Below are 22,470 nucleotides of genomic sequence, written 5' to 3'. Positions count from 1 at the left end.
CGGAGCCCCCTGTGGGAGTGGGAGCGCCGCTGGGCTAACCGGCGTCCTCGTACGACGCGTCCACCGCTCGTTCCCCGCCCAGCCATGTCGTCAACGCCCACCACCAGTGCAGCGTTTCCGTGTGGCCGCCCGGTCCGCTGCCCAGGGAGCTTCCCGTGATCTGCTGGAGGCGGGCCAGGCGGTAGCGGATGGTGTTGGGATGGGTGAAGAGTGCGGCGGCGGTCTGGTCGAGGCGGCGGCCCAGGTCCAGGAACGTCAGCGCGGTCAGCGCGAGTTGGCGGTGGAAGTCGTCGGTGGGGTCGAGGGCGGCCAGGAGACGGGCCGTCACATAGGCGCCCAGCAGGGGCTGTTCGGAGAGGGCCAACTCCGCCGCCAGGTCGGTGAGTTCGTGGAGGCCGGGGCGGCTCTGGTGACGGAGCAGGTCAACCGCCCTGACGCACAGGCGGTACAGCTCGGGGAGGTCTGCCAGCGGAGCGGCCGGGGATACGACGACCAAGGCGCCGGGTTCGAGCTGGTCCGGGGTCGGGGGGAGGGGAGAGAGGGCGGCAAGCCGGCCGTCCAGGAAGGCCGTTGCCGCGGGGACAGCGGGGAGGGTGGTGTGGTCCGCGGCCAGGCAGTGGTAGAGGCCGTCGGCGCCGGGTCGGATACCGGCACGGGTCAGTTCGGAGAGCGGGGGGAGCGCGCCGCCCAGCAGCACCTGGCGCAGGAGGCGGTTCCGGGCGGCGCCGGTTCCGCGCGGGGTCTCGCGTTCGGCCGCGCGGTAGCCGTTGATGACCTGGCGTTCCACCGCGTCGCCGTACTCCTTCAGGCGCAGGACGACGTGGAGTTGGGCCCGGTCCGGGACACCGGCCGAGCGGCAGCGGTCGACGGTGATCTCGGCCGCACGGGTGAGGGCCGCCTGGACGCCGCGCAGGACGACGGTCATCGGGACACCCTGGGCGGCACGGTCGGCGCCGAGCAACAGGGCGGCGGTGAAGTCCTGTTCATCGAGGGAGTCGGGGAAGTCGAAAGAGCCGAGGGGGCCGGGTGGGCTGAAGGGATCGGAGGAGCCGAAAGAGTCGGGTGAGCCGGGGGAGTTGGGGGCGCCGGATGCCGTGAGCGGGTCCGGGTGTTCCAGCGCCGCGAACCACGCCCCCGCCGCCCGCAGCATCGCCGTCGCGTGCGAGCGGGTCTCCTCCTCGGTGAGGCGCGCCAGTTCGGGGGAGCGCCTGCGGGCCGCCGTGACGAGTTCACGGCACACGTCCGTGTCGTCGGCCATGCCGCGCAGGATCCCGGCGACCGGTTCGGGTCCGTGGCGGACGCTCATGGGCCCCCTTCGCTCGTCCGGACGCTGTGTCCGGGCCACAACAAAGGGGAGTTCCTGTTGCCGCCCGGCCACTACCGGATCAGGGTGACGACTTGATTTCCTGTGGGCTACTGAAGGTAACAGGGGTGGGTCGGGCCGCGACACCCTCACTGCGGCACCCCAGCCGCACCTGCCGTACCCCGCAGCACCCCTCCCCGTCCCCGCGCGTCTCGCTTCGCCGCGAGCCGTACCCGGAAGGAAGCACATGGAGCCTGTGGAGCACCCCTCCCGCCGTCGCGTGATGACCGTGGCCGGCGGTGTCGTCGCCGGTGCCGCCCTCGCGCAGTCCCTCGCCGCGCCGTCGTTCGCCGCCGAGGCGCAGGACGCGGACGCGATCGTCGTCGGGCACGGTCTCGCCGGTCTCGTCGCCACGTCCGAACTCGTCGCCGCCGGGCGGAAGGTGCTGCTGCTCGACCAGGAGCCCGAGGCGAGCCTCGGCGGGCAGGCGTTCTGGTCGTTCGGCGGGCTGTTCCTCGTCGACTCCGCCGAGCAGCGGCTGATGGGCATCAAGGACAGCCGCGACCTCGCGTGGCAGGACTGGCTCGGTACGGCCGGTTTCGACCGGGGGATCACCGACCCCGCCGGGCAGGACCACTGGGCGTACAAGTGGGCCGAGGCGTACGTGGACTTCGCGTCCGGCGAGAAGCGGTCCTGGCTCGCCGGGCTCGGCGTCCAGTGGTTCCCGATCGTCGGGTGGGCCGAGCGCGGGGGCGGTCTCGCGACCGGGCACGGGAACTCCGTACCGCGCTTCCACGTCACGTGGGGTACCGGGCCCGCCGTCGTCGAACCCTTCGAGAAGAAGGTCCGCGCGGGGGTCTCCGCCGGGAAGGTCACGTTCAGGTTCCGGCACCGGGTCGATGAACTCGTCGTCACGAACGGTACGGTCACCGGTGTGCGGGGTGCTCTCCTGGAGCCCTCCAACGCGGCCCGGGGGACGGCCAGTTCGCGTACCGTCGTCGGGGACTTCGAGCTGCGTGCGCCCGTTGTCGTCGTCACGTCCGGTGGGATCGGCGCGAACCATGACCTCGTACGGGCCAACTGGCCCGCGCGGATGGGGAATCCACCGAAGTCGATGATCACGGGGGTGCCCGCGCACGTCGACGGCCGCATGCTCGGGATCACCCAGAAGGCCGGGGGCCGCATCGTCAATCCCGACCGCATGTGGCACTACACGGAGGGGCTCCGCAACTACGCGCCCATCTGGCCCGGCCACGGTATCCGTATCCTTCCCGGGCCGTCCTCGATGTGGTTCGACGCGAAGGGGCGGCGTTTCGACACGCCCGACCTTCCCGGGTACGACACCCTCCACACCCTCAAGTCCATCACCGACTCCGGGTACGACTACTCCTGGTTCGTGACGACGCAGAAGATCCTGGCGAAGGAGTTCGCGCTCTCGGGTTCGGAGCAGAATCCCGACCTCACGAACAAGGACGTCTGGAAACTCCTCTCCCGTATCTGGCAGTCCCCCGAGCCGATCGAGAGGTTCAAGGAGAAGGGCGCGGACTTCGTGGTCGCGTCGACGCTGCCCGAACTGGTCGCGGGGATGAACAAGTTGACCGGCGAGAACCTGATCGACCTGCCGGACCTGAAACGCCAGATCGAGGCGCGCGACCGGGAGATCGACAACCCGTACACGAAGGACGTCCAGGTGATGGGCATCCGCAACGCGCTCACCTACCCGGGGGACAGCCTGAGTCGTACGGCGTCGGCGCACAAGATCCTGGACCCGTCGGCGGGTCCGTTGATCGCGGTCCACTTGAACATCCTGACGCGCAAGACGCTGGGCGGCCTCCAGACGGATCTCTCGGGCCGGGTGCTGAACGCGGCCGGGTCCCCGATTCCCGGCCTGTACGCGGCGGGTGAGGTGGCGGGCTTCGGCGGAGGCGGTGTCCACGGCTACCGCTCGCTGGAGGGGACGTTCCTGGGAGGCTGCCTGTTCTCGGGCCGCCAGGCGGGGAAGGCGGCAGCGGCGGCGATCTAGGAGGCCGACCGCGGGAGCGTCGTGGCTGGTCGCGCAGTTCCCCGCGCCCCTGAAAAGACGGCGCGAGCGCCGGTCTTTTCCCGAGGGCCGGGCTGTAACTATTGCGAGCCCACGCACGTCGCCCCTGAAGGCGGCGGCTTTGCCGCCGATCCTTCAGGGGCGCGGGGAACTGCGCGACCAGCCACAGCGCACCCGCAGCCGAACTACTGCCCCTCCCTCGGCCACGGTCGTCCCCCGATCGCCTCGATCCCGTTGTTGAACCGCCTCAAATACCCCGCGAACGCGGCAATGTCCTCATCCGGCCAATCCCCCATCACCCGGTCCAACACCTCGACGATCCCCGTGCGTTCCTGATCCAGCAGCCGCTCACCCTCCTCCGTGAGCCGGAACTTCCGGGCCATCCCCCCGGCCGGGTCGGGGATCCGCTCCAACAGCCCCGCACGGGACGCCGCAGCGGTCTGCCGGTTCAACGTCGACGCGTCCAAGGCGAACGCCTCACTCAACTCCCCGATCGACATGGGCCCCTGCATCCGGATCCGGCTCAGCATGATGTACGCGCTGCGTTCCATCACCCCGTCGGTCCGCCGACCACCCCGCTTGCTCATGAACGAGTGGCGGCTGAGCAGCATCTGCTCGTACTCGACCTGATGAGTGGGCGTCTCCATGGATCAATCCTGGCACACGGCGAACGACAGATCACATGCTTGATACATATGGCATGTACGATGCACATCCTTCACCCTCTGGCACCCTTCACCCCCTGAGAGAAAGCGGAGTCCTGAATGGACGCCCCCCAGCCCACGGCCCAGCCCACGGCCCGCTCGGGCGCCGTGATCGCCACGCTGGCCTTCGCCGGCACGACCGCGGCGATCATGCAGACGCTGGTCACCCCGCTGATCGCGGAGCTGCCGAAGATCCTGGACACGACGTCGTCGAACGCGGCGTGGGTGATCACGGTCACCCTGCTGGTCTCGGCGGTGTGCGTCCCGGTGGTCGGCCGCCTGGGCGACCTCGTCGGCAAACGCCCGATGCTGCTGGCCTGCTCGATCCCGCTGGTCGTCGGCTCGGTCGTGTGCGCGCTGGCCTCCGACGTGGTCACGATGATCGTCGGCCGGGGCCTCCAGGGCATGGGCATGGGCGTGGTCCCCCTCGGCATCGCCCTGCTGCGGGACGTCGTCCCGACGGAGAAGCTGAGCGGCTCGATAGCCCTGGTCAGCGCGTCGATGGGGATCGGCGGCGCGATCGGTCTGCCGATCGCCGCGGCGGTCGCGGAGTACGCGAGCTGGCGCGTCCTGTTCTGGGGCTCGGCGACGCTGGCGGCGGCCGTGGCCGTACTGATCTGGTTCCTGATCCCGGACGTCCCGGCGGGCGCGAAGGGCCAGCGCTTCGACGCGCCCGGCGCGATCGGTCTCGGCGTCGGCCTCGTCGCGCTGCTGCTCGCGGTCTCGAAGGGCGGCGACTGGGGCTGGGGCTCCGGCTCGGTACTCGGCCTGTTCGCCGCGGCGGTCGTCGCGCTGGGCGCGTGGGGCTGGTGGGAGATCCGTACGAAGGACCCGCTGGTCGACCTCCGGACGACGGCCCGCCCCCGCGTCCTGCTCACCAACGCCGCGTCCGTCTTCATCGGCTTCGGCATGTACGCGTCGATGCTGGTCCTGCCGCAGCTCCTCCAGTTCCCGAAGGAGACCGGGTACGGCCTCGGCCAGTCGATGCTGGCGGCCGGTCTGTGGATGGCGCCCGGCGGCGTCATGATGATGCTGGTCTCGCCGCTCGGCGGAAAGCTCACGAACGCGCGCGGCCCCAAGTTCACGCTGGTCTGCGGCGCGCTCGTCCTCGCGGCCGGGTACGGCGCCTCGCTCGCGCTGATGGGCTCGGCGGCGGGCCTGATGGTCGTCACGATCATCACCAGCAGCGGCGTCGGCCTCGCCTACGGCGCGATGCCCGCGCTCATCATGAGCAGCGTCCCGGCGTCGGAGACGGCCGCCGCGAACGGCTTCAACACCCTGATGCGCGCCCTCGGCACCTCGATCGGCTCGGCCGTCATCGGCGTGATCCTCTCCCAGATGACGACGACGCTGGGCGGCTTCACCTTCGCCTCCGAGACCGGCTTCCGTACGGCCCTGCTGGTCGGCGGCGCCCTCGCCCTCGTCTCGGCCGGCATCGCGGCGGCCATCCCGGCGCCGAAGCCTGTCGCGGACGGCACGGAGAAGACGGACCCGGCTCAGGAACCGGAAGAGGCCCGCGTCTGATCCACGGACGGGGTGTGCCGGCCTTCACGACAGGTCCAGCACACCCCGCCGTACCGCCTCCGACACCGCCGACGCCCGGTTGTCGACCCCCAGCTTCCGGTAGATCCGCACCAGATGCGTCTTCACCGTCGCCTCGCTCAGGAACAGCGCCTCCGCGATCCCCCGGTTCCCGCGCCCCTCCGCCAGCAGCCGTACGACGCCGATCTCACGCGCCGTCAACTCCCGCTCCCTGTCCGGCTCTTCCCCGACGAGCGCCCCCACCAGCTCCGGCGCGAGCCCCAGCGCCCCGGCGGCAGCGCCGCGCACCGCCCGGAACAGCTCCTGCGGCGGCCCGGCCTTGAGGACGTACCCCCGGGCCCCCGCCTCCAACGCCCGTACGACGTCGGCGCGTCCGGAGTAGCTCGTCAGCATCACCACGGCCACCCCGGGAGCCGCCGCCCGCAACCGGCGTACGGCCTCCACCCCGTCGATCCCGGCGGCCCCCGCGAACCGCAGGTCCATCAGCGCCACGTCCGGCGCCAACTCGGCCGCCAGCCGCACCGCTTCCTCGCCGCTCTCCGCCTCCCCGGCGACGACGAGATCGGCCTCCCCCTCCAGCAGGGCACGCAGACCCGCCCGGACGACGGTGTGGTCGTCGGCGAGCAGCAGACGCAGCACGGTCACCCGGACACCTCGTCGAGAACCTTCCCGGCCGGAACGGGGATCGACGCGCACACCCGCGTCCCGTGCCCCGGCGCGCTGTGCACGTCCAGGGAACCCCCGCACTCCCGCAGCCGCGCACGGGCGGCCGGCAGACCGAAACCCCGGGACGGGCCGGGGCGGTCGGGGAGCTGCGCGAACCCCCGCCCGTCGTCGTGGATCTCCAACTCCGCGCCGTCCGGCCGCTGGTGGAGCGTGACGTGGACGTTCACCGCGCGGGCGTGCTCACGGATGTTCGCCAGCGTGCCCTGCGCGACCCGGAACAGCGTCGCCGCGCCCTGCTGGTCAAGTGCCGGGCACGCGGCGCCCGTTGTCCGGAACCGGACCCGCGCCGCCGCGCCCTCCGTCTCCGCGCGCTCGCACAACAGCCGCAGCGCGCCCGCGAGTCCGGCCTCCGCGACCGCCGACGGCGTGAGGTCGCTGATGATGCGGCGGGTCTCCGCGAGGTTGGCGTGCAGGCCGTCCGCCGCCGCCCGGACACGTGTCAGCGCGACGTCCGGACGCTCCTCCCAGTCCCGCTCGGCCGCCTGCAACAGCATGACGCCGCCCGCGAGTTCCTGCGCCAGCGTGTCGTGCAGGTCCCGCGCGATGCGCTCCCGCTCGGTCAACACCCCGGCCCGGCGCTGCTGCCCGGCCAGCTCCTCGCGCGTGGCACGCAACTCCTCGACCAGCAGCCGCCGTCGGTCCGCCTCCCGCTGCAACGTGCCGTACAGCGCGACCGTCCCCCACACCGCCGCCACCGGCACCAGCATCTCCGGCGTGAAATCACCGCTGTCGCGCACCAGTTGGCCGACGAGCGAGACAGTGATCACGCCCACGGCTAGGCTCGCCGCCCGCCGGTCCAGCGCCCGCAGCGCCGCGCAGGCCAGTGGGATCGCCGCCCACACGTACGCGTCGGTCAGCGTCACCGGGGCGCGCAGCACGAGCGCCGTCCACAGGGCGACCAGCGCGGCCACCCAGGTGTGCCGCGCCGCCGTGCCCCATCGGCCGCCGGCCGCCAGTCCACCCCCGTACACCAGCGCCAGCAGCGTGCTGAGCACCACGATGTCGCGGCACAGCGGGCCCCCGTACGCGGCGGCCCGGACCAGCCCCGCGACGACGACGAGCGCGAGCGCGCCGTGCGCGAGGTGGTCCAGGGACCGGCGGGGGGCGGGGGGACGGCGGTCGGACACGGAGACCCCTTGATCCGGTGGAGGAGGGGCGCCGAGTCTAGCGGGCGGCTGTAGGGGCCCTGTGAGTTCTGCCTGTCGGCCAGGAACCGGCGTTCAGCCGATCGGTCCGACGGGGCGGACGGGTACGGGTCACGGCCTCGCCAGTCTCCGCATCGTCAGCGCCAGTTGGAGTCTGAAGCGGCCCTGCGGGGTGCGGACCGGCCAGCCCAGGGACTGTTCCGCGTGCGCCAGTCTGTCCTGCAACGTCGAGTGGTGGACGGTCAGTCCGGTCGCCGCGGCCCGCAGGCTCTGCGTGAACGCGACCGCGTGCAACGTCGCCAGCATCCACGGCGCCTCGACCGCCGCACGCTCCAACGCCCTGACGTCCGGCGGCGGTTCACCACCCGGCACGACCGTCTCCGCGAGCAGCGCGACGCCGCCGAGGTCGTCGGCGTACACGACCCGCGGGCCAGGGTCCGCGGCGGTGTCCTCGGCGGTGAACCGCAGGGCGGTACGGGCGGCGGCCCAGGAATCGGGGAGGGAGAGAAGGGGGAGGGCGGGTCCGACCCCGGCGCGGATGCCTGCGGCGCTCTCAGCGGCTCGGACCGGCGCGGCACCTTCACCACCCCGGGAGGTGAGCGCGGGGCGGCTCTCCTGGCCCACCGGCACCCGGACCACGTACGGCGCGCCGTCCAGCGGGGCGACCACACGGGCCCGTACGCCCGGGGCCAGCCCCAGCCCGCGGCCCGCGTGCAGGCGGGCCTGCTCGGGAGCGTCGGCGTCGAGGAGGGTCTCCACGAGAGCGGGATCGTCGGAGGGGGCGCGACCACGGGTACGGTCCAGAACCCGACTCACGGCACCTGCCGCGCGCTCCAGAATGACGGCGTCGACGACGCTGGGCGGAGCGGCGACGGGGTTACCGAGCGAGCCGTTCGCGCCGACGCGGGGCGAACTGGCCGTGTCAGCACGGGGCGAGCCGTCCGCGCCGGCGCCGGGCAGGCTGCTTGTGCCAGCGCCGGGCGGGGCGTTGCCGACGCCGGGCGAGCCGTTTACGCCGACGTCCGGCAGGCTGCTTGTGCCGACGTCGGAGAGGCTGTTCGTGCCAGCGTCGGGTGGGGCGTTGTCGGCGCCGGGCGAGCCGTTCGCGCCGACGTCGCGCAGGCTGCTTGCGCCGGCGCCGGGCAAGCCGCTCGTGCTGACGCCTGGCAGGCCGTTCGTACCATCGCCAGGCGCGGCATTGCCGGCGTCAGGCTGACCGCCCCCGCGCTCCAGCCACAGTGCCGGACGGCCGCCCGGTGTGAGCGGGGTGCTGGGCCAAGCCGGGTCGGGTGGTGTGTCGGCGTCCTGGCGGACTCCGTTCGCTTCCACCCGTACCCGGACCCGCCGCTCCTCGTCCACCAACCGCACCGGCACGCCCGCCAGCACAGCGGCCCCCCGCACCAACGCCTCCACCCCCGCCCGAGCCTCCGTCAACCGGTCGAAGTACGCGATCACCCCCACAGCGGCCCCCGCCACCGGATCCACCGCACTCAACCGCCCGGCCAGCTCTTTCATACGCCCATGATGCGCCACCCCTCCGGCGACCGGCAGAGCCCGTACGTCCCGGTGACGCCGCCCCTATTCCGCCAGCAGCCTCCGCAACCACCCCACCTGCGCCCCCTTCGCCGCCTGCGACAGCGCGGCCTGTGGCGCCATCCCGTCGAAACCGTGGAAACCCCCCGGCCAGACATGGAGTTCCGCCGCACCCCCCGCCTGCCAGATACGCGTCGCGTACGTGACGTCCTCGTCGCGGAAGGTCTCGGCGGAACCGACGTCGATGAAGGCCGGGGGCAGCCCGGAGAGGTCGGTGGCGCGGGCCGGGGCGGCGTACGGGGAGACGTCCGCAGTGCCTCGGTCGGGGCCCAGCAACGCCGTCCAGCCGGTGTCGTTCGACGTGCGGTCCCAGACTCCCCGGCCCTCCATCTGGTACGCCGACGGCGTGTCGTTGCGGTCGTCCAGCATCGGGCACAGCAGGAGCTGGCCGAGAGGGCGCGGCCCCTCGCGGTCGCGCAGGAGGAGGGCCAGCGCCGCCGTGAGCCCGCCGCCCGCGCTCGCGCCCGCGATCACCACGCGTTCGGGGTCCACGTACAGGTCCTCCGCGTGGGACACCGTCCACAGCAGCCCGGCGTAGACGTCCTCGATCGGCGCCGGGTGGGGATGCTCGGGGGCCAGGCGGTACTCCACCGAGACCACGACGAGGTCCAGCTCGCGCGCCCACTCCAGGACCCCGTCCACCCCCGTGCGGTTGTCGCCGAGGACCATGCCGCCGCCGTGGGTGTGGTAGATCACCGCGCGGGGCCGGGCCGGCGGGGGAGTCGTCGGCGTACAGATCAGGAGGGAGATCGACGGGGCGCCCTCGGGCCCGGGCACCACCCGGTCCTCGACGGTGAACGCGCCGCCTAGGGTGAGGTCGGCCGGGACCAGGACCGTGGGCAGTTCCCCCCGCCGCAGCGCCCGGACGTCCTCGATGGTGATGCTGGGCCCGATGACGTCCTTGATCACCTCCAGCGCGGCGGACAGCTCGGGGTCGAAGGGCGGCGGTGACATCGTCGTCATGGCTACTCCTGAAGTGGGTGGGCTGAGGCCATGTTCCGGCCACCGAGGGCCTGTCGACTCACCGCCGTCCGGCGGATCCTGCCCGCCGACCGGCGGGTGGAGCCCGTATGAGCTGGCCCTATCGCTTCCCGTGACCCCTTGTTCACCAAACAGGAGTGGAAAGAATCCGGCCGTTGAAGGATCATGGCGAATCCCCACAAGCCCCACAGCCCCCCACAGGCAAACAGGAGTACCGAACCCGTGAACGTCACCCTGACCGTCTGGCTGGTGACCGTGGCCGCCCTGTGCGTCCTGGTCGCCGTCGACTTCTTCATCGGCAGAAAGCCGCACGAGGTCTCCCTCAAGGAGGCCGGGACCTGGACGGTCGTCTGGGTGGTGCTCGCGATCCTGTTCGGCGTCGGCGTCTGGATCTACGGCGGCGGCCAGTCGGCGGGCGAGTTCTTCGCCGGGTACATCACCGAGAAGTCCCTCAGCGTCGACAACCTCTTCGTCTTCGTCCTGATCATGTCCAAGTTCGCGGTGCCGCCGCAGTACCAGCAGCGCGTCCTGATGGTCGGCGTCCTGGTCGCGCTGGTCCTGCGCGCCGGCTTCATCGCGGCCGGCGCGGCGATCATCTCCGCGTTCTCGTGGGTCTTCTACATCTTCGGCGCCTTCCTGATCTGGACCGCGTGGAAACTCGTGCAGGACGCCCGCAAGGGCGGGCACGGGGAGGAGGAGTACGAGGAGAGCAAGATGCTCAGGATGGTCGAGGAGCGCTTCGGCGTCGCCGACCGCTACCACGGCACCAAGCTGTGGATCGAGCAGAACGGCAAGAAGGTCATGACCCCGATGCTGGTCGTGATGCTCGCCATCGGCTCGACGGACATCCTGTTCGCCCTCGACTCCATCCCCGCGATCTACGGCCTGACCGACGACCCGTACATCGTGTTCACCGCCAACGCGTTCGCGCTGATGGGCCTGCGCCAGCTGTACTTCCTGATCGGCGGCCTGCTGAAGAAGCTGGTGCACCTCAGCTACGGCCTGTCGATCATCCTCGGCTTCATCGGCGTGAAGCTGTTCCTGCACGCGCTGCACGAGTCCGGCGTCCACGTCCCCGAGATCAGCATCCCGTTCTCCCTCGGGTTCATCGTGCTGGTCCTCGCGGTGACGACGTTCACGAGCCTGCGAGCGACGAGGAACCAGTGAGGACGACGAGCTGCCGGGTCGCCCGCGTCATCGCGACGTAGTGATCCACAGCCCCGAACCGCTCCGGATCCACCAGCACGACCAGGTCGAACTCCAGCCCCTTCACCAGTTCCGGCGACAGCGACCGCACCCGCCCGCCGTCCCCGGCGTACGAGGGCGCCCCGATGACGCAGGCCGTCCCCTCGTCGTACGCGGCGAGCCACCCGCCGACCACCGACTCCAGCTCGGACACCGGGCCGTACGCGACCGGCACCCCCGAACTCCGTACGGACGTCGGCACGTTCGCGTCCGGCAGCACCGCGCGGATCACGGGCTCGGCCTCCGCCATGATCTCCTCCGGCGTCCGGTAGTTGACGCTGAGGGAGGCCAGCGCGATCCGGTCGAACCCGACCCGCTCAAGACGCTCCTGCCACGACTCGGTGAACCCGCGCCGCGTCTGCGCCCGGTCCCCGACGATGGTGAAGCTCCGGGACGGGCACCGCAGGAGCAGCATCTGCCACTCGGCGTCGGTGAGTTCCTGCGCCTCGTCGACGACGATGTGCGCGAAGGGACCTGCGAGCAGGTCGGGTTCGACGACCGGCGCCTGCGGGGTGGCCAGGGAGTTCTGGAGGTCCTGGCCGGTGAGCATGGACATCAGCATCCCCTCCCAGTCGTCGTCGCCGCGCTGGAGGTTCTCGGTGACCTGCGCCCGGTACTCCCGCTCGGCGGCGGCCTCGGCCTCCTGACGCCGCCTGCGCCGGGAGGCTCCCGGGTCGCCGAGCCGCTGCCGGGCGGCGTCGAGGTACGGCAGGTCGGACACGGTCCACGCGTGCGCGTCCGCGCGCTGGAGGCGCCGTACGTCGTCGGGGGTGAGCCAGGGCGCGGCCAGCCGCAGGTACGCCGGGACCGTCCACAGGTCGCCGACCAGGTCGGCCGCCTCGATCAGCGGCCACGCCCGGGACAGCTCCGAGGTCAGCGGCTCGATCTGGCGCAGCAGCCGCTGGAACAGCTGGGGTGTGAGGTCGCCCTCGTACTTGTCCCAGAGGATCTCGACGAGCTTCGCCCAGACCTCCTCGCGGCCCTCGTTGTGCGGGGTGCCGGGCTCGGGCGCGTCGAACGCCTCCGCCCAGTCGGCGGCGGTCAGCGGCAGCAGGACGCGGTCGAGGGCGAGGGTCATGCCCTCGGCGGGCGGTTCCTCGTAGAACCGCACCGCCCGCTCGACGGCCTTCACCAGCCGCGCCGACTCCTTGAGACGGGCCACCTCCGGGTCGCCCTCGGGCTTCGCGGCGGCGCCCTCGGCGACCAGGTCGCGCACGATGCAGGTCTGCACGCCCTCCTCGCCGAGGCTCGGCAGCACGTCGGAGACGTAGTCCAGGTACGGCCGGTGCGGGCCGACGAACAGGACGCCGCCGCGCCGGTGCCCGAGCCGCGGGTCGGCGTACAGCAGGTGCGCCGTGCGGTGCAGGGCGACGACGGTCTTGCCGGTGCCGGGGCCGCCGTCCACGACGAGCGCGCCGCGCGAACCGGCGCGGATGATCGCGTCCTGGTCGGCCTGGATCGTCGCGAGGACGTCCCGCATCCGCTCGGAGCGGTTGGTGCCGAGGCTCGCGACGAACGCGGACTGGTCGTCGAGCGCGACGCCCTGTTCGAGGCCGTCGCTGGTGAACACCTCGTCCCAGTAGTCGCCGACCCGCCCGCCGTGCCAGCGGTAGCGGCGCCGCGAGACCAGGCCCATCGGGTTCGCGTGGGTCGCCGCGAAGAACGGCTCGGCGGCGGGGGAGCGCCAGTCGATCAGCAGCCGCCGCCCGTCCCCGCCGGTCAGCCCGAGCCGCCCGACGTACACGATCCCCTCGTCGGTGACCATCCGCCCGAGGCACAGGTCGAGCCCGAACCGGCGCAGCGTGCGCAGCCGCCCGCCGAGCCGGTGCACCTCGATGTCCCGGTCCATGGCGGCCTGCCCGCTCCCGCCGGGCGCCTTCAGCTCGGCGTCGAGCAGCCGCGAGGTCTCCGCGATCGACGCCTTCAGGCTCTCGGCGACGGCCGCGAAATGCCGCTCGTCCTCGGCGATCAGCGCCGGGTCGGCCTTCGCGGCCAACCGCTCCGGCAGGGCGAAGGCGCTGCTGGTGAGGGGGTTCATCAAAAGCTCCGTACGTTCCGTGGCTCAGCCCGCCACATCGATCAGCAGTTTCGCAGCCACGTCCGCCCCGTCCGCCCGCACCGTCGGGGCGACGGCCTTCGCCCGTACGGCCGTCTTTGGCGCGAGCGCCGTCGCGAGCGCCGCGGACAGCGACGCGTACGTCGGTACGGGACCGTCGTGCGCGGCCCCGATCCCCAGCGCCGCGACCCGGGACCCCCAGTAGGGCTGGTCCACGATCTGCGGGACGACGACCTGCGGCACCCCGGCGAGCGTGGCCGTCGTGGTCGTACCGGCGCCCCCGTGGTGGACGACGGCGGCGACCCGGCGGAACAGGGCCTGGTGGTTGATCTCGCCGACGACGTGGCAGTCCGGCTGGTCGTCGACCGGCGCCAGCTCGGCCCAGCCGCGCGCGAGCAGCACCCGGCGGCCCTGGGAACGTACCGCGTCGACGGCCGCGCGGGCGACCTCGGCGGACGCGTCCCGCAGGGCCATGCTGCCGAAACCGACGTACACGGGCGGCTCCCCGGCCTCCAGGAACGCCGTCACGTCCGCCGGCAGCGGGCGGCTGTCGGGCAGGATCCACGCGCCGGTGTGGACGACGTCGCGGTCCGTCGGGGCGAGCGTCTCGTCGGCGGCGAGCCAGGGGCGGTCGGTGAAGACGTGGTCGCGGACGTTCGTCAGGGGCGGCAGGCCGCGCTTGGCGCGGTGGGTGTTCAGGGCCTCGCCGTACAGGGCGTCGACCTTCTCGCCGTCCAGGCCCCACAGGACCATGTTGTCCTTCTCGTCCGGCGGGAACGGCTTGCCCGGACGCGGCAGCGGCGGGTAGTCCGGGGACGGGATCGAGGTCGGCTGGAACAGCGCGAACACGTACGGGATCCCGAGCAGGCCGGCCACCGACCGCGCCCCGGCGGGCAGCAGCCCCGTCGCGAGCAGCACGTCACAGCCCTCGGCCGCCGCGCCGACCGTCTCGAAGTGCTCGGCGACCAGCGCCTTCGCCGTCGCGAAGGGGTCCGGCCGCCCCGGGCCCGACACCAGGGCCCGCACCGACATCCCGAACGGCACGACCTCCGCGCCGACGGTTTCGAGCAGCCGCGCGAACTCCTCGTCCGGCGGTACGCACACCCGGACCCCGGCGCCCCGCGCGCGCAGCCGCGCGGCGAGAGCGGCGAGCGGCTCGACGTCTCCGCGCGATCCGTACGACATCAACAGCACACGCATTCCCACAGCCCCCATTTACGCAGGTGGAACAGGTCAGGTCGGTGATTGTGCGGGACGGAGGGGGCCTTGCCGCAAGGCCCCCCATGCGTTATAACTTGAGCATGGCAAGGAAAGCCGTTCGGCTCCTTGCCTTTTTGCTGCCCTCACTTCTCTCTTGACTTCGAGAGCGCTCGAAGTCATAGCGTCGGACGTGTCAGTGATCGTCCGGTGAGCGGAGACGGGCCATGCACGTCGGTGTGCACATCAATCGTTTCGACCATCCCGAGGGCGGGGGCGCGCTCGGCGCCGAACTCGCCGCGGCCGGGGCCGCGGCGGAAGCGGCCGGAGTCAGCCGTCTGTCGGTGATGGACCACTACTTCCAGATGGAGTTCAACGGCGGCGCCGAGGACCCGATGCTGGAGGCGTACATGACGCTCGGCTTCCTCGCGGCGAACACCTCCACGGTCAAGCTCGGGGCGCTCGTCACCGGCGTCACCTACCGCCACCCCGGCCTGCTCGCGAAGATCGTCACCACCCTCGACGTCCTCTCCGGCGGCCGGGCCTGGCTCGGGATCGGCGCGGCCTGGTACGACCGCGAGCACGCGGGCCTCGGCGTGCCGTACCCGGCGGTCGCCGAGCGCTTCGAGCGGCTGGAGGAGACGCTGCGGATCACCCTCCAGATGTGGGACCCGGAGAACAACGGCCCCTTCGAGGGACGGCACTACCGGCTCGCCGAGACCCTGTGCGTTCCGGCGCCGGTGAGCGCCCCGCACCCCGAGATCCTCATCGGCGGCGAGGGCGAGAAGAAGACGCTGCGGCTGGTGGCCCGGTACGGCGACGCCTGCAACCTCTTCGCCTCGTCCCCGGAGTCTGTGCGCCACAAGCTGGAGGTGCTGCGCGGGCACTGCGAGACGGAGGGCCGGGACTACGACGCGATCACCAAGACGATCACGTACATGGGCGGCGCGGCGGGCGAGGGCGACGTCGAGGCGTTCCTCGCGGACATCGCCGGGTACGGCAAGCTCGGCATCGAGACGGTGATCCTCGGACCGACGGTCGGGAACCCGGCTGGGTGGATCGAGGGGTTCGTGGGGCAGGTCGCGCCGAGGCTGGCGGAGCTGGACTGAACGCGGGCACGCGAGAGGGGCCGGAGCTTCTTCCGGAAAGCTCCGGCCCCACTTACGGGCCGGGGGTCCTGAAAGGCTCCGGCCCTGGTACGGCTGCTGCGTGCCTCAGGCGGCGGCGGGCTCCGTCGCGCCGTGCAGGGTGCTGATGACCTCGGCCAGCTGTGCCGCGACCTCGGCGTCGTCCGACGGGTGGGTCTCGGCGAAGCGGGTCAGCGAGCCGGGGATGGAGAGCTTGGCGTCCTCCAGGACCTTGCCACCGGCGATGCCGACGGCCTTGCGGGCCTCGTCCTGTGCCCAGACGCCGCCGAACTGGCCGAAGGCGGTGCCGACCACGGCGGCGGGCTTGCCGGTGAAGGCGCCGGCGCCGTACGGGCGGGACAGCCAGTCGATGGCGTTCTTCAGGACGGCCGGGATCGTGCCGTTGTACTCGGGCGAGAAGAACAGGAAGGCGTCGGCGGAGCCGGCGGCCTCGCGCAGCTTCACGGCGGCGGCCGGGACGCTGCCCTCGACGTCGATGTCCTCGTTGTAGAACGGCACGTCGCCGAGGCCCTCGAACAGCACGACCTCGGCGCCCTCGGGAGCGACCTTGACAGCGGCCTCGGCGAGCTGACGGTTGGTCGAGCCGGCGCGGAGGCTGCCTACGAGCGCCAGGATACGGACAGACATGGGTACTCCCAGGAGTGCGGAACAATGCTGTATGGAGATCCGGACCGAGGTCCGTTTAAGGTTCTACCACCATAACCGGACCGCGGTCCAGTTTCCTTCCCGGTGCTTTACGCTGAGTTCATGTCCGCCCTTCTGCCCCCCTTCGTGAACCCTTCGGACGACTCCTCCACCGGCCCCGAACTCCTCCAGCTCGAACAGCCGGACGACGAGCCGTGCCTGCGGGCGGACGCCGCGCGCAACCGCGCCCGCCTGCTCGACGCCGCGGCCAGACTCGTCGCCGAACACGGCGCAGCCGGTGTCACGATGGAGGCCGTCGCCGTCGAGGCGAACGTCGGCAAGGGCACCGTCTTCCGCCGCTTCGGCGACCGCACCGGCCTTCTCACCGCACTCCTCGACCACTCCGCGCGCAAGCTCCAGACCGCGTTCATGTCAGGTCCCCCGCCACTGGGACCCGGTGCCCCGCCGATCGAGCGGCTGCACGCCTTCGGGCACGCCCTGCTGCGCACCACCGTCGACCACATGGACCTCCAGCTCGCCGCCGAACCCGCGGCCGACCGCCGCTTCGCCGTCGGCGCGGGCCGCTTCCTGCACAGCCACGTCGTGATGCTGCTGCGCCAGTGCGCCCCCGGCGCCGATCACGTCCTGCTGGCCCACGCCCTCATGGGCTATCTGAGCCCGCCGTTCGTCAACCACATGGTCCGCCAGTGCGGCGAGCCCATGGAGCGCCTCGAAGCGGGGTGGAGCGACCTCGTGGACCGGGTGACGCGCACCCCCTGTGACCCCTGAGGCGGGTGTCGTCCGAGGCCGGGAGCACGCTGTGTGACGAAGGTCTCGTCGTACTCCCGCGACCCTGGTCACAAGGGGTCTGGACCAGTCGGAAAGACGTCGTCCTGAATTCCCCTTGCCCCCCTCCGTCCGCCGCGCCCGCCACGTCTGCCAAGATGCCGTACGTCATGGTGCAGATACCCAGAACGCCCGTGCCGCCCGCGCCGCGGCCCGTGCCCACCAGCGCCGATGTCGCCCGCCTCGCCGGAGTCTCCCGGGCGACCGTCTCCTACGTCCTGAACAACACCAGTGCCGTGCGGATCAGCGAACCCACCCGCCACCGCGTCCACGAGGCCGCCCGCGAACTGGGGTACGTCCCGCACGCCGCCGCCCGCAGCCTGCGCGCCGGACACAGCCGCATGGTGCTGATGCCCTCCCCGACCGTCGCCGCGGGCCCCCTCTACAGCCAGTTCGTGCACGACCTCCAGCAGTCGCTCAGCCACCTCGGCTACACCGTCGTCCAGTACGGCGCCAGTGGCCTGAGCGGACAGGAGGCCGTGCGCGCCTGGGCCGAACTGCGGCCGGTCGCCGTCCTGGTGCCGGGCAACGGCATCAGCGCGGAGGGCGTCGCCGTCCTGAAACGCGCCGGGGCCAAGGCCGTCGTCGCCCTCGCCGCCGAACACGTCCCGGGCGCCCACACGTTGATCCTCGACCACTCCGACGTCGGCCGCCTCGCCGCCCGGCACCTGTACGAACGCGGCCGGCGCCGGATCGGTGTCGTCGTCCCCGTCGAACGCGGGATGGACATGTTCTCCACGCCCCGACTGGCCGGCGTACGCGCCGAGTTGGCCGGGACCGGCGCCGAGGTCACCGAGTTGCGGATGGCCCACACCGAGGAGTCCGCCGTCGAACTCGCCGCCCGCTGGCCGGACTTCGGGCTCGACGGGGTGTTCGCCTACAACGACGAGTACGCCCTTCCGCTGCTGCGCGCCCTCCAGGACGCGGGAGTCCGCGTCCCCGAGGACGTCTCGCTGGTCGGCGCCGACGACCTCCTGATCGCGCGGCTGTCCCGGCCCCGCCTCACCTCCGTCGCGATCCGGCTGCCCGACGGGCCCGCCCTCGCCGACCTCGTCGATCGCGCGGTGCACGCGCCCGGGACCGAGACCGAGTGCGCGGACGCCATCCAAGTCGCTCTGGTGACGCGGGAGTCCAGCTGAATCCGGTGCGGTGAATTCGGCGCTGCGAATGTGCGCCGAGGGTCGTCGCAATTCTGTTCGACGTGACTAAGCTGTTGCGCGCTCAACCAGTTGGGGCCCGCGCTCTCCACGGCCGCGGGCCGCCGTGCAGAGCCGCCGAACGGAGAGCCGACATGCCGCTGCTCGATCCCTCGACCTGGCTGACCCACCCGGGCGGCGGACACCCCGTCGTCGAGGCCGCCACCGGCGAACGGCTCGCCGGTGTCACCCTCGCCGCACCCGAGGACGTCGCCGCCGCCACCGAGGCCGCCCACGCCGCCCAGCGCGACTGGGCCGCCGCACCCCACTTCGCCCGCGCCGCCGTCCTGCGCAAGGCCGGGGACCTGTTCACCGCGCACGCCCCCGAACTGCGCGACTGGCTCGTCCGCGAGGCCGGGTCGATCCCCGGCAAGGCCGACTTCGAACTCCACGTCGCCGCCCAGGAGTGCTACGAGGCCGCCGCCCTCGCCTCCCGGCCCACCGGACAGCTCCTGCCCAGCGAACAGCCCCGGCTCTCCTACACCCGCCGGGTGCCCGTCGGCGTCGTCGGCGTCATCGCGCCCTTCAACGCGCCGCTGATCCTCTCCATCCGGTCCGTCGCCCCCGCGCTCGCGCTCGGGAACGCCGTCGTGCTGAAGCCCGATCCGCGCACCGCCGTCTGCGGGGGGCACGCGCTCGCGGCGGTGTTCGCCGAGGCGGGGCTCCCGGACGGGCTGCTGCACGTGCTGCCGGGCGGCGCCGAAACAGGGGCCGCGCTCGTCGCCGACCCCCGGGTGCCCGTCCTGTCGTTCACCGGGTCCACCGGCGCCGGACGCGCCGTCGGGGAACTCGCCGGGCGCCACCTCAAGCGGGTCCACCTCGAACTCGGCGGGAACTCCGCGCTGATCGTCCTCGACGACGCCGACCTCGACACCGTCATCTCCACCGCCGCCTGGGGCTCCTTCTTCCACCAGGGCCAGATCTGCATGACCACCGGCCGCCACCTCGTCCACCGCTCGCTCTACGAGGAGTACGTCGCGCGGCTCGCCGCCAAGGCCGACTCCCTCGCCGTCGGCGACCCCCACCGGGAACAGGTCCACCTCGGGCCGCTCATCGACGACGGACAGCTCGCCAAGGTCCACGGGCTCGTCACCGCCAGCGTCTCCGCCGGGGCCAAGGTCGCCGCCGGCGGCACCCACGAAGGGCGCTTCTACCGGCCCACCGTCCTCGCCGACGTCACCGACGACACCCCCGCGTACGCCGAGGAGGTCTTCGGGCCCGTCGCCCCCGTACGCCCCTTCGACACCGCCGAAGAGGCCGTCGCCCTCGCCTGCGCGAGCACGTACGGCCTCTCCCTCGGCATCGTCACCCCCGACGTCGGCCGGGGCCTCGACCTCGCCTCCCGCATCCCCACCGGCATCGTCCACATCAACGACCAGACCGTGAACGACGAGGCCGTCGCGCCCTTCGGCGGGCTCGCCGCGTCCGGGAACGGGGCGCGGTTCGGGGGCGAGGCGAACCTCGACGCGTTCACCGACCTGCGGTGGACGACCGTACGGGGGGACACGGCGCAGTACCCGTTCTAGCTCTCGGCGGGCTTGTCCTGCTCCTGCTCCTGCTGCTCCGCGATCGACTTGCGGACCTCGTCCATGTCCAGCTTGCGCGCCTGTCCGATGACGTCCGCCAAGGCCGCCTCGGGCAGCGCGCCCGGCTGCGCGAACACCGCGACCTGGTCACGGACGATCATCAGCGTCGGGATCGACTGGATCCCGAACGCCGCCGCCAGCTCCGGCTGGGCCTCCGTGTCGATCTTCCCGAACACCAGGTCCGGGTTCGCCTCCGCCGCCTTCTCGTAGACCGGCGCGAACGAACGGCACGGGCCGCACCACGCCGCCCAGAAGTCGATCAGCACGAACTCGTTCTCGGTGACCGTCGTGTCGAAGTTCTCCTTGGTGAGTTCGACCGTGCTGCTCATGGTGTCCAACCTCTTCTGTGGGGATCTCGTGGGCATCCGTCCCGGCAAACACGGCTCGGGACGCCGGTATTCCGAGCCTCTACCCCTGTGGCCCCCGCGTACGCCACCCACCAGACTGGGCCCATGAGTGAAACGGATTCCCTTGTCTACGACGTGATCGTCATCGGTGCGGGGCCTGTTGGCGAGAACGTCGCCGACCGTACGCGGGCGGCGGGGCTCACCACCGCGATCGTCGAGAGCGAACTCGTCGGCGGCGAGTGCTCCTACTGGGCGTGTATGCCGAGCAAGGCGTTGCTGCGGCCGGTGATCGCCCGTGCGGACGCGCGCCGGGTGCCGGGGCTGCGGGACGCTGTCGCCGGGCCCCTCGATGTTCCCGCCGTCCTCGCCAGCCGTGACTCCTTCACCTCCCACTGGAAGGACGACGGGCAGGTCGGGTGGGTCGAGGGGATCGGGGCGGACCTGTACCGGGGGCACGGGCGCATAGCCGGTGAGCGGACGGTGACGGTCGGCGGGCAGGTGCTGACGGCTCGCCACGCGGTGGTTGTGGCGACGGGGTCGCGGGCCGCGCTGCCTCCGCTGCCGGGTCTGGCCGAGGTCCGGCCGTGGACCAGCCGCGAGGCGACCAGCTCGCGGAGTGTGCCGGGGCGGCTGGTCGTCGTCGGCGGGGGAGTGGTCGCGGTCGAGATGGCCACGGCGTATCAGGCGCTGGGGTCCCGGGTGACGGTGCTGGTGCGGGGGAGCGGGGGGCTGCTGCCGAGGATGGAGCCGTTCGCCGGGGAGCTGGTCGCCGAGGCGTTGACGGAGGCGGGGGCGGAGATCCGTACGGGGGTGAACGTCGCGTCGGTGAGCCGGGAGGACGGTGTCGTACGGGTCGCCCTCGACACCGAGGACGTGATCGAGGCGGACGAGATCCTCTTCGCGACGGGGCGGGCGCCGCGCACGGACGACCTGGGCCTGGAGACGGTCGGCCTGACGCCGGGTACGTGGCTCGAAGTGGACGACACGCTCCAAGTGACCGGCACGGACTGGCTCTACGCCGTCGGCGACGCCAACCACCGCGCCCTCCTCACCCACCAGGGCAAGTACCAGGCCCGTATCGCGGGCGCCGCGATCGCGGCGCGGGCGTCGGGCGATCCGCTGGGCGCCGGGCACAAGGCGAGCGCCGATCACTACGCCGTCCCGCAGGTCGTGTTCACGGATCCCGAGGCGGCGTCGGCTGGGCTGACCCTGGCGGAAGCGGAGTCCGCCGGGCACCGGGTCCGCGCGGTGGACGTGGAGTTCTCGTCCGTCGCGGGGGCCGGGCTGTACGCCGAGGGCTACCGGGGCCGGGCGCGGATGGTGGTGGACCTGGAGGAGGGGATCGTCAGGGGGGTGACCTTCGTGGGCCCCGGAGTGGGGGAGCTGATCCACTCGGCGACGATCGCTGTCGCCGGGCGGGTACCGGTGGACCGGCTGTGGCATGCGGTGCCGGCCTATCCGACGGTCAGCGAGGTGTGGCTGCGGCTGCTGGAGGCTTACCGGGATCAGTAGGCCGTGCCCTACGGCAACGCGAACCCCAGCCCCTCCGCCGCCTCCCTCGGCGCCCCCTGCCCCCACCTCTCCGCCAGGACCTCGTTCGCCGCCAGCGACCTCAGCTCCGCCCGGTCCAGGTACAGCCCTCCGTCCAGGTGGTCCGTCTCGTGCTGGACGATCCGTGCGGCCCAGCCCGAGAACACCTCGTCGAGGACGCGACCCGTCTCGTCCTCGCCCTTGAGGCGGACCTCGGCGTGGCGGGCGACGACCGCCTGGTAGCCGGGGACGCTCAGGCAGCCCTCGTAGAACGCGGCCCGTTCGGGGCCCACTCCTTCGTACGAGGGGTTGACCAGGACCCGGAACGGCTGCGGGGCACGGCTCCGCGCCGCCTTGATCTCCTCCGGGACCGTCGCCGGGTCCTCGATCACCGCGATGCGCAGGGGGACGCCGACCTGGGGGGCGGCGAGGCCCACGCCGGGGGCGGCGTGCATCGTGACGCGGAGGGCCTCGACGAAGCGGGCCAGCAGGGAGGGGGTGAGCTGGCCCTCGTACCGGGGAGTGCTCGCGCGAAGGACCGGGTCGCCCGCCGGGACGATCGGCAACGGGCCCTCCGTGGAGAGGAGTTGTTCGATCCGGTCCGTGAGGTGGGTGTTCGGGGGTGTCATCGGGTCAGGATGCCATGTGGCGACAAGGCGT

19 protein-coding genes are annotated in these 22,470 nt (G+C 72.3%); 8 read left to right on the top strand and 11 right to left on the bottom strand.

The features are described from left to right. Nucleotides 1–34: 34 nt before the first annotated feature. Complete coding sequence (locus ACQCO7_RS04590; RefSeq protein WP_464070584.1) at nucleotides 35–1,306, bottom strand: helix-turn-helix domain-containing protein; 1,272 nt, start codon at nucleotides 1,304–1,306, stop codon at nucleotides 35–37. Between the two features lie 244 nt (nucleotides 1,307–1,550). On the opposite strand from ACQCO7_RS04590, the gene ACQCO7_RS04585 reads away from it, so the two are divergent. Next, on the top strand, nucleotides 1,551–3,326 hold the full coding sequence (locus tag ACQCO7_RS04585) for an FAD-binding dehydrogenase (RefSeq protein ID WP_464070583.1): 1,776 nt from the start codon (nucleotides 1,551–1,553) through the stop codon (nucleotides 3,324–3,326). Between the two features lie 203 nt (nucleotides 3,327–3,529). Here the strand turns inward: ACQCO7_RS04585 and ACQCO7_RS04580 are convergent, their stop codons facing one another. Continuing rightward, nucleotides 3,530–3,991 (bottom strand): MarR family winged helix-turn-helix transcriptional regulator, encoded by a 462-nt coding sequence (locus tag ACQCO7_RS04580; RefSeq protein ID WP_464070582.1) that lies wholly within the window; start codon nucleotides 3,989–3,991, stop codon nucleotides 3,530–3,532. 117 nt (nucleotides 3,992–4,108) lie between these two features. On the opposite strand from ACQCO7_RS04580, the gene ACQCO7_RS04575 reads away from it, so the two are divergent. Then, entirely contained in the window at nucleotides 4,109–5,572 is a 1,464-nt protein-coding gene (locus ACQCO7_RS04575) for an MFS transporter (RefSeq protein WP_464070581.1), read from the top strand. A 24-nt stretch (nucleotides 5,573–5,596) separates the two neighbouring features. Here ACQCO7_RS04575 and ACQCO7_RS04570 read toward each other — a convergent pair whose 3' ends face one another. From ACQCO7_RS04570 to ACQCO7_RS04555, 4 genes are all read right to left on the bottom strand, one after another. Beyond that, nucleotides 5,597–6,235, bottom strand: a complete 639-nt coding sequence (locus ACQCO7_RS04570; protein WP_464070580.1) for a response regulator transcription factor — start codon at nucleotides 6,233–6,235, stop codon at nucleotides 5,597–5,599. Then, nucleotides 6,232–7,443: a sensor histidine kinase gene (locus tag ACQCO7_RS04565; protein WP_464070579.1), complete on the bottom strand. Its 1,212-nt coding sequence runs from the start codon at nucleotides 7,441–7,443 to the stop codon at nucleotides 6,232–6,234. The genes ACQCO7_RS04570 and ACQCO7_RS04565 overlap by 4 nt, the downstream gene beginning before the upstream one ends. 129 nt (nucleotides 7,444–7,572) lie before the next feature. Beyond that, entirely contained in the window at nucleotides 7,573–8,976 is a 1,404-nt protein-coding gene (locus ACQCO7_RS04560; protein ID WP_464070578.1) for a helix-turn-helix domain-containing protein, read from the bottom strand. A 63-nt stretch (nucleotides 8,977–9,039) separates the two neighbouring features. After that, nucleotides 9,040–10,017, bottom strand: a complete 978-nt coding sequence (locus tag ACQCO7_RS04555; RefSeq protein ID WP_464070577.1) for an alpha/beta hydrolase — start codon at nucleotides 10,015–10,017, stop codon at nucleotides 9,040–9,042. Between the two features lie 240 nt (nucleotides 10,018–10,257). Here ACQCO7_RS04555 and ACQCO7_RS04550 point away from each other — a divergent pair, with 240 nt between their 5' ends. Next, the gene (locus ACQCO7_RS04550; RefSeq protein ID WP_464070576.1) at nucleotides 10,258–11,202 is read left to right on the top strand and encodes a TerC family protein; all 945 of its coding nucleotides are present in this window, start codon (nucleotides 10,258–10,260) and stop codon (nucleotides 11,200–11,202) included. On the opposite strand, the gene helR is transcribed toward ACQCO7_RS04550, so the two are convergent. Next, on the bottom strand, nucleotides 11,171–13,318 hold the full coding sequence (gene helR, locus ACQCO7_RS04545) for an RNA polymerase recycling motor ATPase HelR (protein WP_464070575.1): 2,148 nt from the start codon (nucleotides 13,316–13,318) through the stop codon (nucleotides 11,171–11,173). The genes ACQCO7_RS04550 and helR overlap by 32 nt on opposite strands. 24 nt (nucleotides 13,319–13,342) lie before the next feature. Further along, the gene (locus ACQCO7_RS04540; protein ID WP_464070574.1) at nucleotides 13,343–14,536 is read right to left on the bottom strand and encodes a nucleotide disphospho-sugar-binding domain-containing protein; all 1,194 of its coding nucleotides are present in this window, start codon (nucleotides 14,534–14,536) and stop codon (nucleotides 13,343–13,345) included. 224 nt (nucleotides 14,537–14,760) lie between these two features. Here ACQCO7_RS04540 and ACQCO7_RS04535 point away from each other — a divergent pair, with 224 nt between their 5' ends. Beyond that, nucleotides 14,761–15,642, top strand: coding sequence for an LLM class F420-dependent oxidoreductase (locus ACQCO7_RS04535; RefSeq protein ID WP_464070573.1), 882 nt, complete (start codon nucleotides 14,761–14,763; stop codon nucleotides 15,640–15,642). Between the two features lie 105 nt (nucleotides 15,643–15,747). Here ACQCO7_RS04535 and ACQCO7_RS04530 read toward each other — a convergent pair whose 3' ends face one another. Then, nucleotides 15,748–16,308, bottom strand: a complete 561-nt coding sequence (locus ACQCO7_RS04530) for an NADPH-dependent FMN reductase (protein ID WP_464070572.1) — start codon at nucleotides 16,306–16,308, stop codon at nucleotides 15,748–15,750. A 120-nt stretch (nucleotides 16,309–16,428) separates the two neighbouring features. Here ACQCO7_RS04530 and ACQCO7_RS04525 point away from each other — a divergent pair, with 120 nt between their 5' ends. The 3 genes from ACQCO7_RS04525 to ACQCO7_RS04515 all read left to right on the top strand — a co-directional run bounded on the left by ACQCO7_RS04525 (nucleotide 16,429) and on the right by ACQCO7_RS04515 (nucleotide 19,873). Then, nucleotides 16,429–17,094, top strand: coding sequence for a TetR/AcrR family transcriptional regulator (locus tag ACQCO7_RS04525; RefSeq protein WP_464070571.1), 666 nt, complete (start codon nucleotides 16,429–16,431; stop codon nucleotides 17,092–17,094). Nucleotides 17,095–17,249: 155 nt separating this feature from the next. Beyond that, entirely contained in the window at nucleotides 17,250–18,290 is a 1,041-nt protein-coding gene (locus ACQCO7_RS04520) for a LacI family DNA-binding transcriptional regulator (protein WP_464070570.1), read from the top strand. 152 nt (nucleotides 18,291–18,442) lie between these two features. Next, on the top strand, nucleotides 18,443–19,873 hold the full coding sequence (locus tag ACQCO7_RS04515; RefSeq protein ID WP_464070569.1) for a benzaldehyde dehydrogenase: 1,431 nt from the start codon (nucleotides 18,443–18,445) through the stop codon (nucleotides 19,871–19,873). Here the strand turns inward: ACQCO7_RS04515 and trxA are convergent. Next, a complete protein-coding gene (gene trxA, locus ACQCO7_RS04510) occupies nucleotides 19,870–20,262 on the bottom strand; it encodes a thioredoxin (protein WP_464070568.1) in 393 nt (130 codons plus the stop codon). The two genes, ACQCO7_RS04515 and trxA, sit on opposite strands and share 4 nt — an antisense overlap. Nucleotides 20,263–20,385: 123 nt before the next feature. On the opposite strand from trxA, the gene ACQCO7_RS04505 reads away from it, so the two are divergent. After that, nucleotides 20,386–21,792, top strand: a complete 1,407-nt coding sequence (locus ACQCO7_RS04505) for a dihydrolipoyl dehydrogenase family protein (RefSeq protein WP_464070567.1) — start codon at nucleotides 20,386–20,388, stop codon at nucleotides 21,790–21,792. Nucleotides 21,793–21,800: 8 nt separating this feature from the next. Here the strand turns inward: ACQCO7_RS04505 and ACQCO7_RS04500 are convergent, their stop codons facing one another. Continuing rightward, the gene (locus ACQCO7_RS04500; protein ID WP_464070566.1) at nucleotides 21,801–22,439 is read right to left on the bottom strand and encodes a peptide deformylase; all 639 of its coding nucleotides are present in this window, start codon (nucleotides 22,437–22,439) and stop codon (nucleotides 21,801–21,803) included. Nucleotides 22,440–22,470 lie beyond the last annotated feature (31 nt).

It is taken from the genome of Streptomyces saintjeani (genome assembly GCF_055409605.1).
The sequence above is the reverse complement of the archived record's forward strand: the minus strand, read 5'-3'. Positions and strand labels throughout refer to the sequence as shown.